General features: G+C 59.7%; 17 protein-coding genes. 4 read left to right on the top strand and 13 right to left on the bottom strand.

Translation table 11 applies throughout. The annotated features are described in order from the left end of the window. Positions 1-26 precede the first annotated feature (26 nt). The 3 genes from tpiA to fpr form a co-directional block, all read right to left on the bottom strand. Complete coding sequence (gene tpiA, locus PVE98_RS19105) at positions 27-794, bottom strand: triose-phosphate isomerase (RefSeq protein WP_072010464.1); 768 nt, start codon at positions 792-794, stop codon at positions 27-29. An 83-nt stretch (positions 795-877) separates the two neighbouring features. Continuing rightward, complete coding sequence (locus tag PVE98_RS19100) at positions 878-1,504, bottom strand: DUF1454 family protein (protein WP_096072351.1); 627 nt, start codon at positions 1,502-1,504, stop codon at positions 878-880. Positions 1,505-1,621: 117 nt separating this feature from the next. Next, the gene (gene fpr / locus PVE98_RS19095; protein ID WP_096072352.1) at positions 1,622-2,368 is read right to left on the bottom strand and encodes a ferredoxin--NADP(+) reductase; all 747 of its coding nucleotides are present in this window, start codon (positions 2,366-2,368) and stop codon (positions 1,622-1,624) included. Between the two features lie 289 nt (positions 2,369-2,657). Here fpr and emrD point away from each other — a divergent pair, with 289 nt between their 5' ends. Continuing rightward, positions 2,658-3,848, top strand: a complete 1,191-nt coding sequence (emrD, locus tag PVE98_RS19090; RefSeq protein ID WP_200879045.1) for a multidrug efflux MFS transporter EmrD — start codon at positions 2,658-2,660, stop codon at positions 3,846-3,848. Here emrD and glpX read toward each other — a convergent pair. The 3 genes from glpX to PVE98_RS19075 all read right to left on the bottom strand — a co-directional run bounded on the left by glpX (position 3,838) and on the right by PVE98_RS19075 (position 7,365). Beyond that, positions 3,838-4,848, bottom strand: coding sequence for a class II fructose-bisphosphatase (gene glpX, locus PVE98_RS19085; protein WP_096072354.1), 1,011 nt, complete (start codon positions 4,846-4,848; stop codon positions 3,838-3,840). The two genes, emrD and glpX, sit on opposite strands and share 11 nt — an antisense overlap. Positions 4,849-4,971: 123 nt before the next feature. Further along, positions 4,972-6,489 (bottom strand): glycerol kinase GlpK, encoded by a 1,518-nt coding sequence (glpK, locus tag PVE98_RS19080; protein ID WP_033754415.1) that lies wholly within the window; start codon positions 6,487-6,489, stop codon positions 4,972-4,974. 27 nt (positions 6,490-6,516) lie between these two features. After that, positions 6,517-7,365, bottom strand: coding sequence for an MIP/aquaporin family protein (locus PVE98_RS19075; protein WP_033754419.1), 849 nt, complete (start codon positions 7,363-7,365; stop codon positions 6,517-6,519). A gap of 419 nt (positions 7,366-7,784) precedes the next feature. Between PVE98_RS19075 and zapB the strand changes: the two genes are divergently transcribed. After that, positions 7,785-8,024, top strand: coding sequence for a cell division protein ZapB (zapB, locus tag PVE98_RS19070; RefSeq protein ID WP_033754422.1), 240 nt, complete (start codon positions 7,785-7,787; stop codon positions 8,022-8,024). A gap of 55 nt (positions 8,025-8,079) precedes the next feature. Here the strand turns inward: zapB and rraA are convergent, their stop codons facing one another. From rraA to priA, 6 genes are all read right to left on the bottom strand, one after another. Beyond that, the gene (rraA, locus tag PVE98_RS19065) at positions 8,080-8,565 is read right to left on the bottom strand and encodes a ribonuclease E activity regulator RraA (RefSeq protein ID WP_033754424.1); all 486 of its coding nucleotides are present in this window, start codon (positions 8,563-8,565) and stop codon (positions 8,080-8,082) included. A 160-nt stretch (positions 8,566-8,725) separates the two neighbouring features. Continuing rightward, positions 8,726-10,057, bottom strand: coding sequence for an HslU--HslV peptidase ATPase subunit (gene hslU, locus PVE98_RS19060; protein ID WP_033754427.1), 1,332 nt, complete (start codon positions 10,055-10,057; stop codon positions 8,726-8,728). Positions 10,058-10,066: 9 nt separating this feature from the next. Then, on the bottom strand, positions 10,067-10,597 hold the full coding sequence (gene hslV / locus PVE98_RS19055; protein WP_071997483.1) for an ATP-dependent protease subunit HslV: 531 nt from the start codon (positions 10,595-10,597) through the stop codon (positions 10,067-10,069). Positions 10,598-10,687: 90 nt separating this feature from the next. Further along, positions 10,688-11,638, bottom strand: a complete 951-nt coding sequence (gene ftsN, locus PVE98_RS19050; protein ID WP_096072355.1) for a cell division protein FtsN — start codon at positions 11,636-11,638, stop codon at positions 10,688-10,690. 153 nt (positions 11,639-11,791) lie between these two features. Next, positions 11,792-12,796: a DNA-binding transcriptional regulator CytR gene (gene cytR / locus PVE98_RS19045; protein ID WP_239670388.1), complete on the bottom strand. Its 1,005-nt coding sequence runs from the start codon at positions 12,794-12,796 to the stop codon at positions 11,792-11,794. Positions 12,797-12,971: 175 nt separating this feature from the next. Beyond that, positions 12,972-15,167 (bottom strand): primosomal protein N', encoded by a 2,196-nt coding sequence (gene priA, locus PVE98_RS19040; RefSeq protein ID WP_096072357.1) that lies wholly within the window; start codon positions 15,165-15,167, stop codon positions 12,972-12,974. A gap of 233 nt (positions 15,168-15,400) precedes the next feature. Here priA and rpmE point away from each other — a divergent pair, with 233 nt between their 5' ends. Further along, entirely contained in the window at positions 15,401-15,616 is a 216-nt protein-coding gene (rpmE, locus tag PVE98_RS19035) for a 50S ribosomal protein L31 (protein ID WP_033754439.1), read from the top strand. A 389-nt stretch (positions 15,617-16,005) separates the two neighbouring features. Here the strand turns inward: rpmE and metJ are convergent, their stop codons facing one another. Continuing rightward, the gene (gene metJ / locus PVE98_RS19030) at positions 16,006-16,323 is read right to left on the bottom strand and encodes a met regulon transcriptional regulator MetJ (protein ID WP_033754441.1); all 318 of its coding nucleotides are present in this window, start codon (positions 16,321-16,323) and stop codon (positions 16,006-16,008) included. Between the two features lie 265 nt (positions 16,324-16,588). Between metJ and metB the strand changes: the two genes are divergently transcribed. Further along, a complete protein-coding gene (gene metB, locus PVE98_RS19025) occupies positions 16,589-17,749 on the top strand; it encodes a cystathionine gamma-synthase (protein WP_096072358.1) in 1,161 nt (386 codons plus the stop codon).

Below are 17,749 nucleotides of genomic sequence, written 5' to 3'. Positions count from 1 at the left end.
AGGCCGCCTTTTTTGCGTATCGAAGGTTACGCTTTTTTCGCTTCCGCAGCCGCTTTAACGATAACGGCGAAGGCGTCAGCCTTCAGCGAGGCGCCGCCGACCAGCGCGCCGTCGATGTCCGGCTGGGTAAAGAGTTCAGCCGCGTTCTTATCGTTAACAGAACCGCCGTACTGAATGATCACCTGCTCGGCGACCGCAGCGTCTTTCTTCGCGATGTGCTGGCGAATAAATTTGTGTACCGCCTGCGCCTGCGCCGGGGTCGCTGATTTGCCGGTGCCGATAGCCCAGACCGGCTCATAGGCGATAACCACGCCGTTAAAGGCTTCCGCGCCCTGGGTTTCCAGCACAGCGTCGATCTGGCGCGCGCAGACTTCTTCAGTCTGACCCGCTTCGTTTTCCGCTTCGGTTTCACCAATGCACAGCACCGGCACCAGGCCAGCTGCTTTCAGCACGGCGAATTTCTTCGCGATGAACTCGTCGCTCTCTTTGTGGTAGGTACGACGCTCAGAGTGGCCGATGATGATATATTTCGCGCCGATATCTTTCAGCATGTCCGCGGAGGTTTCGCCGGTGAAAGCGCCCGAGAGGTTGACGTCGACGTTCTGCGCGCCCAGAGCGATGTGGCTGCCGGAGATGGCGTGTTTCGCCTGGTCGAGATAGATAGTCGGCGGGGCGATCGCCACGCCGCAACCGTCAACGCCGGAGAGCGCTTTGCGCAGGCCTTCGATCAGCTCGCCTGTCATCTGCTTGCTGCCATTCAGTTTCCAGTTACCCATAACCAATGGATGTCGCATTCTATCCTCCGCGTTACGCGATTCATTAAATTGCACTGCCGTCAGGCAGCGTAGACTGCCAGACAGTATAGAGATCTATCAGGTCAATGGCTTTGCTTTTCGTCATTTTTGCCGCCCTGATCGGCAGGCGGCAGCGCCAGTTTTATGGGCTCGACGGCGAAGGTCAGGCCCTTGTCGCCGTTGTCCGCGACCACGAAACGCAGGGCGCCTTCGGTGTGGGAAAAATAGCGCGCGCCTTTGCCTTCGCTCAGCAGCGCGTTCAGCTTTTGCCGCGCTTCGTCCGGGGAAAGACCGGGTACAAAAAAGCGCAGCAGCGCCGTCATGTAGGCGAGCGCTTTCTCCTGCGACGCTTTCTGATCCGGTCCCGGCACCGGCAGCCAGGTCAGCTGTAGCGTCTTCACTTTTCCGGTTCCCTGTTCCAGCGCGGTGGAGGCGTAGAGCGTTTCGCTGATTTTACTCGCCGCGCGCGTCAGGCGGCTGCTGTCGTTTCTGTTATCGATGGCGCGATACTCCATCAGCGGCAGGTCGGCGTTGGCGGCGTTATACCTTTCGCGGAACTGGCCGATGGTCATATCAAAGGTAGGCGCGCCCGGCAGCAAATAGGGTGCGGCAGGCACGGATTCGCTGCGCTCGCGCAGCGTGGGATCGGCGGCAAATGCCGGGGCCGTTAGCGCAAGGCTCAGCAGCAGCGCGCCAGGCAAATTCTTCATTTCGTAGGCTCGACCAGTAAACTCTGCGCCAAATTAGAACGGGTTTTACCTGCGAAAGTCAAAAGCGCGACGGGCAAAACTTGCCCCAGGATAAGAATTATCTCATCCCAGCGCAGCTTACCAGTAGTGCTCGCTGGTGATATGCCCGGGTTTACGCTTCAGATGCTTGCGCATATCGCGCGTCTCTTTCAGCATCTGCTGAGTATCGCGCACCATCTGCGGGTTGCCGCACAGCATAATATGGCCCGACTCCGCCTCTATCGGCAGGCCCACCGCACGCTCCAGTTCGCCGCTTTCGATTAGCGCCGGCACGCGGCCGGTGAGGGATCCCGCTGCGTTTTCGCGACTCACCACCGTCTGAATGCGCAGCTTGCCGTTGTAGATCTGCTGCAGCGACTGCATCAGCGGCAGGTAGCTGAGATCGGCGGCATAGCGCACCGCGTGCACCAGCACGATATGATCGAAGCGATCCAGCCCTTCGCCCTGTTGCAGAATAGAGAGGTAAGGCCCAATCGCCGTGCCGGTCGCCAGCATCCATAGCGTTTTGCACGGCGGGATCTCATCCAGCACAAAAAAGCCGGCGGCCTCTTTCGTTACCATCACGGTGTCGCCCGGCCTGAGCGCCTGCAGACACGGGCTCAGTTTGCCCTCCGGCACCGTGACCAGATAGAACTCCAGTAAAGGATCGCTGGGCGCGTTCACGTAAGAGTAAGCGCGCTGCACGCGTTCGCCGTCTATCTCCAGCGCCAGCTTGGCGAACTGACCGGCGGTGAATGCATCGATCGGCGCATGCACCCGCAGACTGAACAGCGCGTCCGTCCAGTTCTTCACTTCCTTTACTTGCGCATTGACCCATTCAGCCATCGTTACTCTCCTGGTCGTTGATTTTTCAGGCACAGTGTTATCATCGCGGCTGCTCGACGCTTTTTCCACCCGCGCGCCCCTTTTTTGGCTCTAATCGACAAATGCGCAGCACGTCTCAACACGCCGTTGTCCGCGGTTGACAAGGTGGTACGAAAACTTGACGCCTTTACGCCAGCCTCTTTACGCCCGTCTCTCGATTTGTCATGTAATCCTGATATTTTTCCCGCCATTAACCCGATACAGCGCATTTTGCTGCTGAATTAACTTTATTTCCCAGACCGAGATATCGATGAAGAAGATGGAAAATCGTCCGCTGTTGCTGATGTTGATTTTAATGCTGGCGGTTGGGCAAATGGCGCAGACGATCTATGTCCCGGCGATGGCCCAGATGGCGGACGCGCTCAACGTGCACGACGGCACGCTGCAGCGCGTGATGGCGGCCTATCTGATGACCTATGGCGGATCGCAGCTGATCTATGGTCCGCTCTCCGACAGCATCGGGCGCCGTCCGGTGATCCTCGCCGGCATGACGATCTTTATGATCGGCGCCGTAACCGCGATGCTGGCGCCGTCGCTGAACGTGCTGGTGCTGGGCAGCGCCATTCAGGGGCTGGGCACCGGCGTGGCGGGCGTGATGGCGCGCACCATGCCGCGCGACCTCTATGCGGGCGTCGCGCTGCGTCAGGCCAATAGCCTGCTCAATATGGGACTGCTGGTCAGTCCGCTGCTGGCACCGGTCATCGGCGCACTGCTGACGAAGCTGTTCGGCTGGCACGCCTGTTTCGCTTTCCTGCTGCTGCTCTGCGTCGCGGTGACCGGCGCGATGATGCGCTGGCTGCCGGAGACGCGTCCGCAAGGCGGCGAAGTCACGCCTTTTTTTCGCCGCTATCAGCGACTGCTGCGCGACGCCAGCTTTGTACGCTTTATTGTGCTGCTGATCGGCGCGCTGGCGGGCATTGCGGTCTTCGAAGCGAGCTGCGGCGTGCTGCTGGGCGGCGTGCTGGGGCTGGATGCCTTTACCGTCAGCATTCTGTTTATTCTGCCGATCCCCGCCGCCTTTTTCGGCGCCTGGTTCGCCGGACGCGAGGCGCGCTCCTGGCATAGCCTGATGTGGACCGGCGTCAACAGTTGCCTGCTGGCGGGCGCGCTGATGTGGATCCCGGCGTGGTTCGGCATCATGAATATCTGGACCCTGCTGGTGCCCGCGGCGCTCTTCTTCTTCGGAGCGGGCATGCTGTTCCCGCTGGCGACCTCAGGCGCGATGGAGCCCTACGCGTGGCTGGCCGGCAGCGCCGGCGCGCTGATTGGGGGATTGCAAAACCTGGGATCGGGCGTGGTCGCCTGGGCGTCTGCGCTGCTGCCGCAGCGCGATCAGTTCAGCCTGGGCATGCTGATGTTCGCCACCGCGCTGGTAATGCTGCTCTGCTGGCTGCCGCTGTCGCGACAGCCAGAAAGCCAGAGCGGCACGGTTACAGGATAAAGGGATGCAGCGCCGCGTCTTTGCGGTCCAGATAGTGGATCGACTGGATGCGGCGAATAGTGCGCGATTTACCGCGGATCAGCAGGGTTTCGCTGGTGGCGATATTGCCCTGACGCGTAATGCCTTTCAGCAGATCGCCGCTGGTAATGCCGGTAGCGGCGAAGATCACGTTGTCGTTGCGCGCCATACGTGACAGCGGCAACACCTCGCCCGCTTTAATGCCCATCTCGTCGCAGCGCGCCAGCTCCTGCTCGCCGATGCGGCGATTCTCTTCGCTCTCGCCCTTAACCTCATGACGCGGCAGCAGACGGCCCTGCATATCGCCATCCAGTGCGCGGATCACCGCCGCCGACACCACGCCCTCTGGCGCGCCGCCGATGCCGTAGAGCACGTCGACCTCGCTGTCAGGCATGCAGGTCAGGATAGAGGCCGCCACGTCGCCGTCCGGGAAGGCGAAGACGCGCACGCCAAGCTGCTGTAGCTGCGCGATAACCGCGTCGTGGCGCGGTTTCGCCAGAATAGAGACCGTCAGCTGCGCCAGCGGCTTACCCAGCGCTGCGGCGATATTACGCAGGTTAGTTTCCAGCGGCAGACTGAGATCGATATGGCCGCGCGCCGCAGGGCCGACTATCAGCTTCTCCATATACATATCTGGCGCGTGCAGAAAGCTGCCCTTGTCGCCGACCGCCAGCACCGCCAGCGCGTTGGCCTGGCCCATGGCGGTCATCCGCGTGCCCTCGATCGGATCCACCGCGATATCGACCGCGTCGCCGCGCCCGCTGCCGACTTTTTCGCCGATATAGAGCATAGGCGCTTCGTCGATCTCCCCTTCGCCGATCACAATCTGGCCGTCGATATCAATGGTATTCAGGACGTGTCGCATGGCGTGGACGGCAGCGCCGTCGGCGCCGTTTTTATCGCCGCGCCCCAGCCAGCGGTAGCCAGCTAACGCCGCCGCTTCGGTTACGCGGGAAAATTCTATGGCAAGTTCTCGTTTCATGGCCTGCACCTGCTGAAAAAAGGGCAGTGTAGCATAGCGGGGAAGGGCAAAAAAAAGCCCGCGACAGCGTCGCGGGCCCGGAAGGTTGAGATGTTTGCCAGCGGCTGCTGGCGAACGCTCATATTACTCGTCGTGATCTTCCCACGCCTGCGCGCGCGCCACCGCTTTTCTCCAGCCGGCGTAGCGAACGTTGCGCTCGGTGGTCTCGATGCTCGGGCGGAATTCGCGTTCGATGACCGCCTTAGCGCGCACCTCTTCCAGGTCGCCCCAGAAGCCTACCGCCAGACCCGCCAGATAGGCGGCGCCCAGCGCGGTGACTTCGCGCACTTCCGGACGCTCAACGCGCGTGCCGAGAATGTCCGACTGGAACTGCATCAGGAAGTTGTTCGCGACCGCACCGCCGTCCACGCGCAGCGACTGCAGGCGGGTATCGGCATCGTTCTGCATCGCTTCCAGCACGTCGCGCGTCTGGTAGGCGATAGACTCCAGCGTGGCGCGAATAATGTGGTTGGCGTTAGCGCCGCGCGTCAGGCCGAAAATCGCGCCGCGCGCATAGGGATCCCAGTAAGGCGCGCCCAGGCCGGTAAAGGCCGGAACCATATAAACGCCGTTGGTATCCTTCACCTTAAGGGCGAAGTACTCCGAGTCGGTCGAGTCGCTAATCAGCTTCATCTCGTCGCGCAGCCATTGAATCGAGGCGCCGCCGATAAACACTGCGCCTTCCAGCGCGTAGTTCACTTCGCCGCGCGGACCGCAGGCGATGGTGGTCAGCAGGCCGTGCGAAGAGGTCACCGCTTCGGTGCCGGTGTTCATCAGCATAAAGCAGCCGGTGCCGTAGGTATTTTTCGCCATGCCCGGCTGAACGCAGAGCTGGCCGTAAAGCGCCGCCTGCTGGTCACCTGCGATACCGGCGATAGGAATACGCGTGCCGCCTTTACCACCGATGTTGGTCTGACCGTACACTTCTGAAGAGCCTTTCACTTCCGGCAGCATTTCACGCGGGATATCGAGGATTTCCAGCATGCGCTGATCCCACTCCAGCTTGTGAATGTTGTACATCATGGTACGCGAGGCGTTGGTGTGATCGGTCACATGCACGCGCCCCTGGGTCATTTTCCAGATCAGCCAGGTATCGACGGTGCCGAACAGCAGCTCGCCGCGCTTCGCGCGTTCGCGCGCCCCTTCCACATGGTCGAGGATCCACTTCACCTTAGTGCCGGAGAAGTAGGGGTTAATCACCAGGCCGGTGGTGTGCTGGATATACTCTTCCAGCCCCTCTTTTTTCAGCTTGTTGCAGTAGTCCGCGGTGCGCGGATCCTGCCAGACGATGGCGTTATAGATCGGCTTGCCGGTCTCTTTGTCCCAGACGATGGCGGTTTCGCGCTGGTTGGTGATGCCGATCGCGGCGATCTCATCGGAACGGATGTCGGCGTGCGCCAGCACCTCTACCAGCGTCGAGCTTTGCGATGCCCAGATGTCCATCGGGTCATGTTCAACCCAGCCCGCTTTCGGGTAGATCTGGGTAAATTCGCGCTGCGATACCGCAACGATGTTGGCGTCGTGATCCAGCACGACGGCGCGTGAGCTGGTGGTGCCCTGGTCGAGCGCAACAATATATTTTTTATCAGTGGTAGTCGTCATAATGCATTCCCGATGAAAAGGTGAAACTTACGCTTTACGCTGCTCAGCGCGTGCGACCGGTTTTTCTGTTTTGCTGCTGGCCAGTACGGCGCCAGGCAGGTGGCGGCCAATCAGCGCGCGATAGCCGAAGGCGCCCAGACAGGCTCCCACTAACGGGCCAAAGATCGGTACCAGGAAGTAGGGGATATCTTTACCGCCCGTGAAGGCCACGTTACCCCAACCCGCAAAGAAGGCGAACAGCTTGGGTCCGAAATCGCGCGCCGGGTTCAGGGCGAAGCCGGTCAGCGGACCCATTGCGCCGCCGATAACGGCAACCAGCAGGCCGATCAACAGCGGCGCCAGCGGACCACGCGGTACGCCGTTGCCATCGTCGGTCAGCGCCATAATTACCGCCATCAGCACCGCCGTGATCACCATTTCAACCAGGAACGCCTGGCCTACGCTGATGTGCGGATTAGGGTAGGTTGAGAAGATACCGGCCAGATCCAGACTCTGAACCGTGCCGCGCACCATCTGATGGCTTTGCTCGTAATCGAAGAACAGATTGTAATAAAGGCCGTAAACCAGCGCGGCAGCGCAGAATGCGCCAGCGACCTGCGCCAGGATATAAGGCACCACCTTGCGCCCTTCAAAGTTGGCGAACAGACAAAGCGCCACCGTGACGGCAGGGTTAAGATGAGCGCCAGATACGCCGGCGGTAAGGTAGACGGCCATGGAGACGGCGAGTCCCCAGATAATACAGATTTCCCATTGCCCGAAGGCGGCGCCGGCGACTTTCAGCGCGGCTACGCAGCCTGCGCCAAAGAAGATAATCAGGCCGGTTCCGATAAATTCGGCGATGCACTGCCCTTTCAGTGTGTTCGATGTCTGACTCATAATGGTATTCCTGAAGCGAGGTTAAATTTTATCAGTTTTTGTTCTCAATCCATGAGTCACCCAGCTCTCTTGTAGGGCTGGTGTAAATTTATCGTTAACGAGCATAAACGAGAAATAGCGAAATCTAAATCTGTGTGCTGAGTCAAAAAAATGCGCGTTTTCGCGCCTTTTCACTTTCATGAAACATCATTTCAACTTTTCCGCCGCCTCGTTTTCCGCCGCGCGCATGCGCAGCGGCAATCAGCCAGGTATAAGCCGAAAAGTGTTACAGACTGCGCCCGCAGTGCCCGCGTCGCTGGACTTGCGCTATCAGGCTACATACAATCGGAAACATTGTTGCTGGCCTGGCTGATACAGGGCGTCACGCGCTAAGGCTGGCATCATCAACGCCCTGCGAGAATTTAGGAGAGGTCAGAAAGATGTCATTTGAAGTATTCGAGAAACTGGAAGCGAAAGTACAGCAGGCGATTGATACCATCACCCTGCTGCAGATGGAAATCGAAGAGCTGAAAGAGCAGAACAACGCGCTGAAAAACGAAGCGCAACAGGCGGCGGGCAATCATGACTCGCTGGTGCGTGAAAATCAGCAGCTAAAGGAAGAGCAGCATCTGTGGCAGGATCGCCTGCGTGCGCTGCTGGGAAAAATGGAAGAGGTGTAAGCGCCTCATTAGAATGAAAAACGGGAGCGCATCGCTCCCGTTTTCGTTTTCGGCATTACTCGATATCGAGCGGATCTTCAGAGAGGATTATGCCGGTATTGTCGGCGTAGAGATGGTCGCCGGAAAAGAAGGTGACGCCGCCGAAGTTAACGCGCACATCGCTCTCGCCAATGCCTTCGCCCGCCGCGCCCGCCGGCACAGCGGCAATCGCCTGAATGCCGATCTCCAGCTCCTCCAGGTCATCTACCTGACGCACGGAGCCGTAAACCACTAAGCCTTCCCATTCGCTTTCGACCGCCAGACGCGCCAGCTGCGCATCCACCAGCGCGCGCCGCACCGAACCGCCGCCGTCAATCACCAGCACGCGGCCCCGGCCGTTCTCTTCCAGCAGATCGTAGAGCAGGCCGTTGTCTTCAAAACATTTCACTGTGGTTATCTGACCACCAAATGAGGTGCGGCCACCAAAGTTTGAAAAAAGCGGTTCAACAACGTTCACTTCTTCATGGTAGATGTCGCAGAGTTCAGAGGTATCGTATTTCATGATGGGTTCATCTGTTTGCCACAGGAGGGGTAAGTATACCGCCAGTTGCGGATTGTTGGCAAAATCATCAGCGGAAAAAAAGGCGCTGCATCAGCAGCATGCAGAAAAAAAAGCCCGACTCATTGGCCGGGCTTTGCGCAAGCGCATAGAAAAAACGGAATTACAGAATAAAGCGGCTGAGATCTTCGTCTGCCACCAGCTCATCCAGATGCTTGCTGACATACTCCGCATCGATGGTAACGGAGTCGCCGTGGCGATCGCTGGCGTCATAGGAGATATCTTCCATCAGACGCTCCAGCACGGTGTGCAGACGGCGCGCGCCGATATTCTCGGTGGTTTCGTTGACCTGCCATGCCGCTTCAGCGATGCGGCGAATACCGTCCTCGGTGAACTCGACGTTAACCCCTTCAGTGCCCATCAGCGCTTTGTACTGCACGGTCACAGAAGCGTTCGGCTCGGTGAGAATGCGCTCGAAATCGTTTACGGTCAGCGCCTGTAGCTCAACGCGGATCGGCAGACGGCCCTGCAGTTCCGGGATCAGATCCGACGGGCTGGCGACCTGGAACGCGCCTGAGGCGATAAACAGAATGTGATCGGTTTTCACCATGCCGTGCTTGGTCGATACGGTACAGCCTTCTACCAGCGGCAGCAGATCGCGCTGTACGCCTTCGCGCGACACGTCCGGGCCGGACGACTGGCCGCGCTTACAGATTTTGTCGATCTCGTCGATAAACACGATGCCGTGCTGCTCTACCGCTTCGATCGCGTCCTGCTTCAGCTCTTCCGGATTGACCAGCTTGGCCGCTTCTTCTTCAATCAGCAGCTTCATCGCGTCTTTGATTTTCAGCTTGCGCGGCTTCTGTTTCTGGCCGCCCAGATTCTGGAACATCGACTGAAGCTGGTTGGTCATCTCTTCCATGCCCGGAGGCGCCATGATTTCGACGCCAGCCGGCGCGGCCGCGAGGTCGATCTCAATCTCTTTATCGTCCAGCTGGCCTTCGCGCAGCTTCTTGCGGAACGACTGGCGCGCGGCGGAAGGTTCGCTGCTCTGCTCCGGCTGGCCCCAGTTGTTCTTGGCGGGCGGGATCAGCACGTCGAGGATGCGCTCTTCCGCCATCTCTTCGGCACGGTATTTGTTCTTTTCAATCGCCTGGCTGCGCACCATTTTCACGGCGGCGTCGGTCAGGTCGCGAATAATGGAATCGACTTCTTTACCGACGTAACCCACTTCGGTGAATTTGGTCGCTTCCACCTTGATAAACGGCGCGTTGGCGAGTTTCGCCAGGCGACGGGCGATTTCGGTTTTACCGACGCCGGTCGGGCCGATCATCAGAATATTTTTCGGCGTCACCTCGTGGCGCAGCTCTTCGTCGAGCTGCATACGGCGCCAGCGGTTACGCAGCGCAATGGCGACGGCTTTTTTTGCGCCGTCCTGGCCGATGATAAAGCGATTCAGTTCGCTGACGATTTCGCGGGGAGTCATCTCAGACATCTTTAATCCTTACGCCCTGGACGGCAGTTCTTCGAAGTTAACATTGTGGTTGGTGTAGATGCAGATGTCGCCTGCGATATCTAAGGATTTCGCGACGATGTCATGCGCGCCCAGCTCGGTATTCTCCAGCAGCGCACGCGCCGCTGCCTGAGCGAAGGGGCCACCGGAACCAATGGCGATGAGATCGTTTTCGGGCTGGATAACGTCGCCGTTGCCGCTGATGATCAGCGAAGCGTTTTCATCGGCGACCGCCAGCAGCGCTTCAAGACGGCGCAGCATGCGATCGGTGCGCCAGTCTTTCGCCAGCTCGACGGCGGCTTTCACCAGGTGACCCTGATGCATTTCCAGTTTACGTTCGAAGAGTTCAAAGAGCGTGAAGGCATCTGCAGTGCCGCCAGCGAAACCGGCAATTACCTTATCGTTGTAAAGACGACGCACTTTTTTCACGTTGCCTTTCATCACGGTATTGCCGAGCGTTGCCTGGCCATCACCGCCGATAACGACTCGTCCGTTGCGTCGTACGCTTACTATTGTTGTCACGGGCAGACCCCTTGTTGCAGTAGAAAAAAAGCGCCGCGCGGCAAGGCGCGGCGCATCATGCAACCAGATATGGGGCGGCTTTGGCGGGTTTCAACCCCCGACGGCGAGCGGAATACAGTTTGAATGGCCGTTGCCGCGCAGCCGCTTCAGGGTGCTGTCGGCGGCGCTGCGATCCTTAAATGGACCTATCACCACGCGATTCCAGCCGCCGCCGGTGGTAATGCGGCTTTCGAAACCTTCGAACGCCAGACCGGCGCGCACCGATTCCGCCTGGTCGGAGCCTTTGAACGAACCGCACTGTACCATCCAGCGCTGCGAAGAGGCCGGTTTTTCCGCCGTTTTCTTCGCCGTCTCCTGCGCAGGTTCGCGCGTGACGGGCGCAGGCTGCTGCGTCTGCGTCTGGCGCGGCTGCGGTGCCGGACGCGCGCTCGGCTGCTGCTGCGGCTGAGACTGATGCGTAGTCTGCGTCTGACGAGCAGGCTGGCTCGGCTGCGTGGTCTGTTGACGCGCCGGCGCGCTTTGCGTCGCCTGCTGCTGCTGCTGACGCGACTGCATCTGAAGCTGCTGCTGGCGCTGCAGGGTCTGCTGACGCTGCGCCGGCGTCTGTTCGTTCCACGGCACTTCATTCAGCTGCGTCGGCGACTGGCGCATATCCGCCTGCATCTGCTCCAGCAGCTGGCGCTGTTCGTCGGTGAGCTGCGTATGCGACTGGACCTCGCCGCCCGCCGAAGGTTCGGTCGGCGTCGGCACCGTCACCTGACGGTTCTCCAGCTCTTTAATATATTTCCAGCGCTCTTCAGGCTTCGGCGGCAGGCCGTTGCCGTTGGCTTTATGATCCGGGATCACCGGCACATCTTCTTTTTTATGATGCGCAAGGAACCATAAACCACCGGCAAAGGTCACCAGCACCGCGACGGCCAGCCCTATCATGAGTTTGGAAACACCTGAACCGCCTTTGCTTTTCTTTCCACGGCTGGTGCTGCTTTTTTTGCGACGCGTCCCTGTTGAACGCCCGCGGCCTACGTAATCTCTCTGTGCCACTCTCGTTCTGATACCCTTCAAAAAATCGTGCCAACGGGGCGAAAACGCCTGAAAAGACCGCCCGGCAAGGAGTCCGCCATGTTACTTAAGGGTTGGAACTTTGACCAGCAGTGTTCGCCTTAAGAATCTACTGAAAATAACCCAAAAGTGCGGCTATTTCTCGCGCTTCTTCTCAGGCGCGGTGCTGCCGCGCACGGTGAGTTCGGCGTCCAGCAGACGCGAACCGTTATTCACGCGCTTGCCCTGCAGCTCATCCAGCAGCAGCAGCATCGCTTCGCGCCCAATCTGATAGCGCGGCTGCGTCACGGTGGTGAGCGGCGGCTCACAGTAGCGCGAGAGCTCGATATCGTCGAAGCCGACAATCGAGAGATCCTGCGGCACGCGCAGGCCAAGGCGTTTAGCCTGATTCATCGCGCCGAGCGCCAGCATATCGCTGTGACAGAAGAGTGCGCGCGGCGGCTGCGGCAGCGCCATTAGCTGTTTTAGCGCCTGCGCGCCCGCTTCAAAGCTGAAGTCGCCGCGCACGATATAGGTGGGATCAACGGTGAGATTGCTGCGGCGCAGCGCCTGAATATAGCCCTGGGTGCGGTACTGGCACAGCGGCATCGCTTCCGGCCCGGCGATGCAGGCGATCTGGCGATGGCCCAGCTGCAGCAGATGGTTGACCGCCTCGAAAGCGGCCGTCAGGTTGTCGATATGCACGGTAGGCAGCGCCATCTCCGGGGCGAACTCGTTCGCCATCACCATTGGCGGCAGATTGCGCTGCTCCTCGTGAACGGGATCGAACGGGATCTGCGAGCCGAGCAGCACCATGCCGTCGATCTGGCGCGTCAGCAGCAGATCGAGAAAGGTTTTCTCCTGCTGGTTCTGGTGCGCGCAGTCGCCAATCAGCACCAGATAGCCTTCCTGCGCCGCCGTCACTTCGACGCCGCGAATAATTTCGCTAAAGAAGGGGTCGCAGATATCGGGGACAATTACCAGGATGGTCTGCGTGTCGCCGCGACGAGCGTTGCGCGTCAGGCCGTGCGACGCATAGCCGACGGCGATCACCGCCTGTTCGACTTTTTGCCGCGTCGCCGCCGACACTTTTTCAGGATTCATCAGCGCACGTGAGACGGTGGCGGTCGAAACGCCGGCCTTTTCAGCCACATCTTTCATGGTGGCGGGCGCTTGAGGGTTCTGCTCCAACACTCTACTCCTGACGCATTCAAAGGATAGTTGTGGCCGAAAAAAGCCACGCCGCGCACATTGTTAACGATTGCGCGGCTGTGTTGTTACTTAATTTGCATAAAAATTGTGACTTGTGCGACTTTTTTCGATCTGGCTCGCAGGCTCAGCTTTCGGTGGGGTCGATATCGAGCGTCCATTTAACTTTGCGCGCGGCGGGCAGGGTCGCGATCAGCGGCAGCGAGCCGTCGAGCAGCTGCTGTAGCCGCTTACGCGAGGCGTGCTGTACCAGCAGCTGCCAGCGCCAGCGTCCGCCGCGCTTCGGCTGCAGCGCCGGTACCGGGCCCATGAGCCACATCGCGGTATCCTTCAACGGGCTGGCGTCGAGCAGATTGCGCAGCTGCTGCAAGAATTCAGCGGCCTGCTGGTTGTCGTGATCTTCGGCGCGAAACAGCGCGTGGCTGGTCCAGGGCGGCAACATAACCGACTGGCGCTCCAGCAGCGTCTGCTGGGCGAAGGCGAAATAGCCCTGGTGCAGCAGCGTTTGCAACAGCGGATGTTCCGGATGGTGGGTCTGCAACAGCACTTCGCCCTGTTTGCCCGCGCGGCCGGCGCGACCGGCGACCTGCGTATAAAGCTGCGCGAAGCGCTCGGCGGCGCGAAAGTCGGCGGAGAAAAGCGCGCCGTCGACATCCAGCAGCGACACCAGCGTCACGTCCGGGAAGTGGTGGCCTTTCGCCAGCATCTGCGTGCCCACCAGGATGCGCGCGCCGCCGCGATGCACGTCGGCCAGATGCTGCTCCAGCGCGCCTTTGCGGCTGGTGGTGTCGCGGTCGATACGCGATATCGGCACGCCAGGGAAGAGCGTGCCGAGCTGCTGCTCCAGCTGCTCCGTGCCGACGCCGACCGGCAGCAGATGGGTCGAGCCGCACTGCGGGCACTGATTGGGCAGCGGTCGCTGGCTGTCGCAATGGTGGCAGCGCAGCTGGCGCTGCTGCTGGTGCAGGGTGTAGTAACGTTCGCAGCGCTGACACTCCGCAATCCAGCCGCAATCATGGCAGAGCAGCGCGGGCGAATAGCCGCGACGGTTGAGAAACAGCAGCACCTGATTATCCGCCTGCAGATGCTGGCGCATTTTGCCGATCAGCGCGGGTGCCAGCCCGCCAATAAGCTGCTGGCCTTTGAGATCCACCAGCTGCTGCAGGGCCGGTTTCGCATTGCCGGCGCGCTTCGTCAGGTCGAGCTGGCGATATTTGCCGCTGCGCACGTTGTGCAGCGTCTCCAGCGCGGGCGTCGCCGAGCCCATCACGATCGGGATATCCTCTTCGCGCGCGCGGAATACCGCCAGGTCGCGCGCCTGATAGCGCCAGCCTTCCTGCTGTTTATAAGAGCTGTCGTGCTCTTCGTCGATAATGATCACGCCCGGACGCGCCAGCGGCGTAAACAGCGCCGACCGCGTGCCGATGATAATGGCGTTTTCGCCCTGGCGCGCGCGCAGCCAGACGGCAAGGCGTTCGCTGTCGTTGAGCGCGGAGTGCAGCACGTCGACCGGCGCGTCGAAGCGCTCGCGGAAGCGGGCGATGGTCTGCGGCGTCAGGCCGATCTCCGGCACCAGCACCAGCGCCTGCTTGCCGCGCGCCAGCACATTTTCCAGCACGCTAAGATAGACTTCGGTTTTGCCGGAGCCGGTGATGCCGGCCAGCAGCCAGGCGGCGTAGTGCTCATCTTCGCTGCGGATAGCGCCGACCGCCATCGCCTGATCGGTATTGAGCCGTAGTCGCTCGCCTTTAACGGCGTAGCGCGTGCGCCAGTCCAGCCGCTGCGGCTGGTGTTCGCGCAGGTCGCACAAGCCTTTCGCACGCAGCGCCTGAAAAGCGGTTTCGGTAAGATCCTGCTCCGCGACCTGATGGCGATAGAGCGGCTGATGACGCAATGCCGCCAGCGCCTGCTGCTGTTTCGGCGCGCGCTTCAGGCTCTCCGGCGTGGTCGCCTGACCCTGTTCGGTGATGATCCATTGCCACAGCGGCGCCTCCTGCGCCGGCTTGCCCTGGCGCAGCAGCACCGGCAGCGCGTGGCTCAGCACCTCGCCCACGGGCGAATGGTAGTAGCCCGCCGCCCAGTTGAGCAGCCGCCATAGCGAAGGCGGATAGAGCGATTCGTTGTCCAGCACGTCGGCGACGCGCTTGAGCTGCGCCTCCGGCAGATCGCTCTGGTCGCGGAAACCCACCACGACGCCGACCATTTTCCGGTTGCCGAACGGCACGCTGACGCGCCCGCCCAGCACCGGCTGCGCGCCGTGCGGCAGCAGATAGTCAAACAGACGGGGTAGCGGAACGGGCAGGGCAACCTGAACGACGGGCATGGCGATCTCTTTCCGGTTCAACGATTCATAGCGGGACGCCTAGTGTACACGCTGGCGCGACCAGCGGGTATCTTGCAGAGGATTTGCTAAAAGCGGTTATTTTCTGTATAGTATGCCGCCTTTGGTGAGAAAGGTCTCGCCAGAGCTTAAACATTAATGTTCAACCGCGTGTGGTGCTGTGCAGGTTTTTAGCCTGGCACGGAGAGCGACACGGCCTTTTATGAGGTTCTCCCATGAAACAAGGTATTCACCCGAAATACGAAGCTGTGACCATCACCTGCACCTGCGGTAACGTGATTCACACTCGCTCTACTATGGCTCACGACATGAACCTGGACGTCTGCGGTAAATGTCACCCGTTCTACACTGGTAAGCAGCGTGAAGTTGCCACCGGTGGCCGCGTTGACCGCTTCAACAAGCGTTTCAGCGTACCGGGCGCTAAAAAATAAGTTTTCTGAGCGGAATGATTCGCGCCTGGCGCTGAGTCATTCCGCTCTGCTGTTTTCCCTCGCATTATCTCTCTGACTCTCTCCGTTCTGTACTCCCTGATAAAAATCCTTTTACTGCCTGTATGCGCAGCGCACGCTTACGCCTTTATTCATACGGACGCGGAATAACCTGACCATTCAGGCTTTTTTTATTTTCTGTTCCTTAAAATGCCAGAGAATGTCGCAAAGATAGTTCTGCAAAGAAAAGACAATAATTAAACAGGGAAGGGACTCTGGTGCCGAAAAATTAAGTTTTGATGAGACCAAGCAGAAAATTAAGAAGAGGGCGGGATAAAACTATGGCAGCAGAGTCTCAAACGATAATCTGCTGCCAGCGGCAGGCTATGCTATTAATATTCCCAGGTGTCGGGATCGACGCCTTTTTCGCGCATGATTTTTTTCGCTTCTTCCGGAATTTCATCGCTGCGTTCTTTACGCAGATCGACATCGTCCGGCAGCGGCTGTCCGGTGAAGGCATGCAGAAAGGCTTCACACAGCAGTTCGCTGTTTGTGGCGTGACGCAGGTTGTTCACCTGACGACGAGTGCGCTCATCCGTTAAAATTTTCAGCACGCTCAACGGGATAGAGACAGTGATTTTTTTAACCTGCTCACTCTTCTTACCGTGTTCAGCGTAGGGGCTGATATATTCGCCGTTCCATTCAGCCATGGGTTACCTTAATCAAAAGTTGAAAGTGGGAAATCCGTGGATTATGCCCGATTTTACCGTGCCTGACCTCTTGAACTGCGGGGTTTCTTCATCCTGGCCGCAAAAGCGGACGCAAAACGCAGGCAATGAGGGGTAATTTTAGCGGGTTATAGCATTCTGCTCAATCTATACGCAAAGACATTTAGATGTCCAGATGTATTGACGTCCAATTGTGGAATGTTATCCTGATGCCTCTTTATTACTCTCTTCAGGAACAAAAAGCACCATGACGCGTAAACAGGCAACCATCGCAGTCCGCAGCGGTTTGAATGATGACGAGCAATATGGCTGCGTTGTCCCGCCGATTCACCTCTCCAGCACCTATAACTTCCTCGATTTTAACGAACCGCGCGCGCATGACTATTCGCGCCGCGGGAACCCGACGCGCGACGTGGTGCAGCGCGCGCTGGCGGAGCTGGAGAGCGGGGCGGGCGCGGTGCTGACCAATACCGGCATGTCGGCGATCCATCTGGTGACGACGGTGTTCCTGAAGCCGGGCGATCTGCTTGTCGCCCCGCACGACTGCTATGGCGGCAGCTATCGCCTGTTCGACAGCATGGCGAAGCGCGGCGCTTACCGCGTGAAGTTCGTCGATCAGGGCGATCGCGCGGCGCTGGATGCGGCGCTGGCGGAAAAACCGAAGCTGGTGCTGGTGGAGAGCCCGAGCAATCCGCTGCTGCGCGTGGTGGATATCGCTGCTATCTGCGAGGCGGCGCGCGGCGCAGGCGCCGTCAGCGTGGTTGACAATACGTTCCTCAGCCCGGCGCTGCAAAACCCGCTGGCGCTGGGCGCGGACCTGGTGATCCACTCCTGCACCAAATATCTCAACGGCCACTCCGACGTGGTGGCGGGCGCAGTGATTGCAAAAGATCCGGCGCGGGTAACCGAACTCGCCTGGTGGGCGAATAATATCGGCGTCACCGGCGCCGCTTTCGACAGCTACCTGCTGCTGCGCGGTCTGCGCACGCTGGCGCCGCGTATGGCGGCGGCGCAGCGCAACGCGCTGGCGATTGTGAGCTATCTGCAACAGCAGCCGCTGGTGAAAAAGCTGTATCATCCTTCGCTGCCGGAAAACGCCGGACACGAATACGCGGCGCGTCAACAGCGCGGCTTCGGCGCGATGCTGAGTTTCGAGCTGGACGGCGACGAAGCCTTGCTGCGTCGTTTTCTCAAGGCGCTGCAGCTGTTTACGCTGGCGGAATCGCTCGGCGGCGTAGAAAGCCTGATTTCCCACACGGCGACCATGACGCACGCCGGCATGTCGGCGGAAGCGCGCGCGGCGGCGGGCATTTCCGAGACGTTGCTGCGCGTCTCGGTGGGCATTGAGGATCATGAAGATTTAATTGCCGATCTGGATAATGCGTTCCGGACGGCATCCGAGGGTTAA

The organism is Pantoea sp. GABEPS69 (assembly GCF_045780835.1).
Lineage (GTDB): Bacteria > Pseudomonadota > Gammaproteobacteria > Enterobacterales > Enterobacteriaceae > Pantoea > Pantoea septica.
Note: the sequence above shows the minus strand (reverse complement) of the source record. Positions and strands in the feature narration are given on the sequence as shown.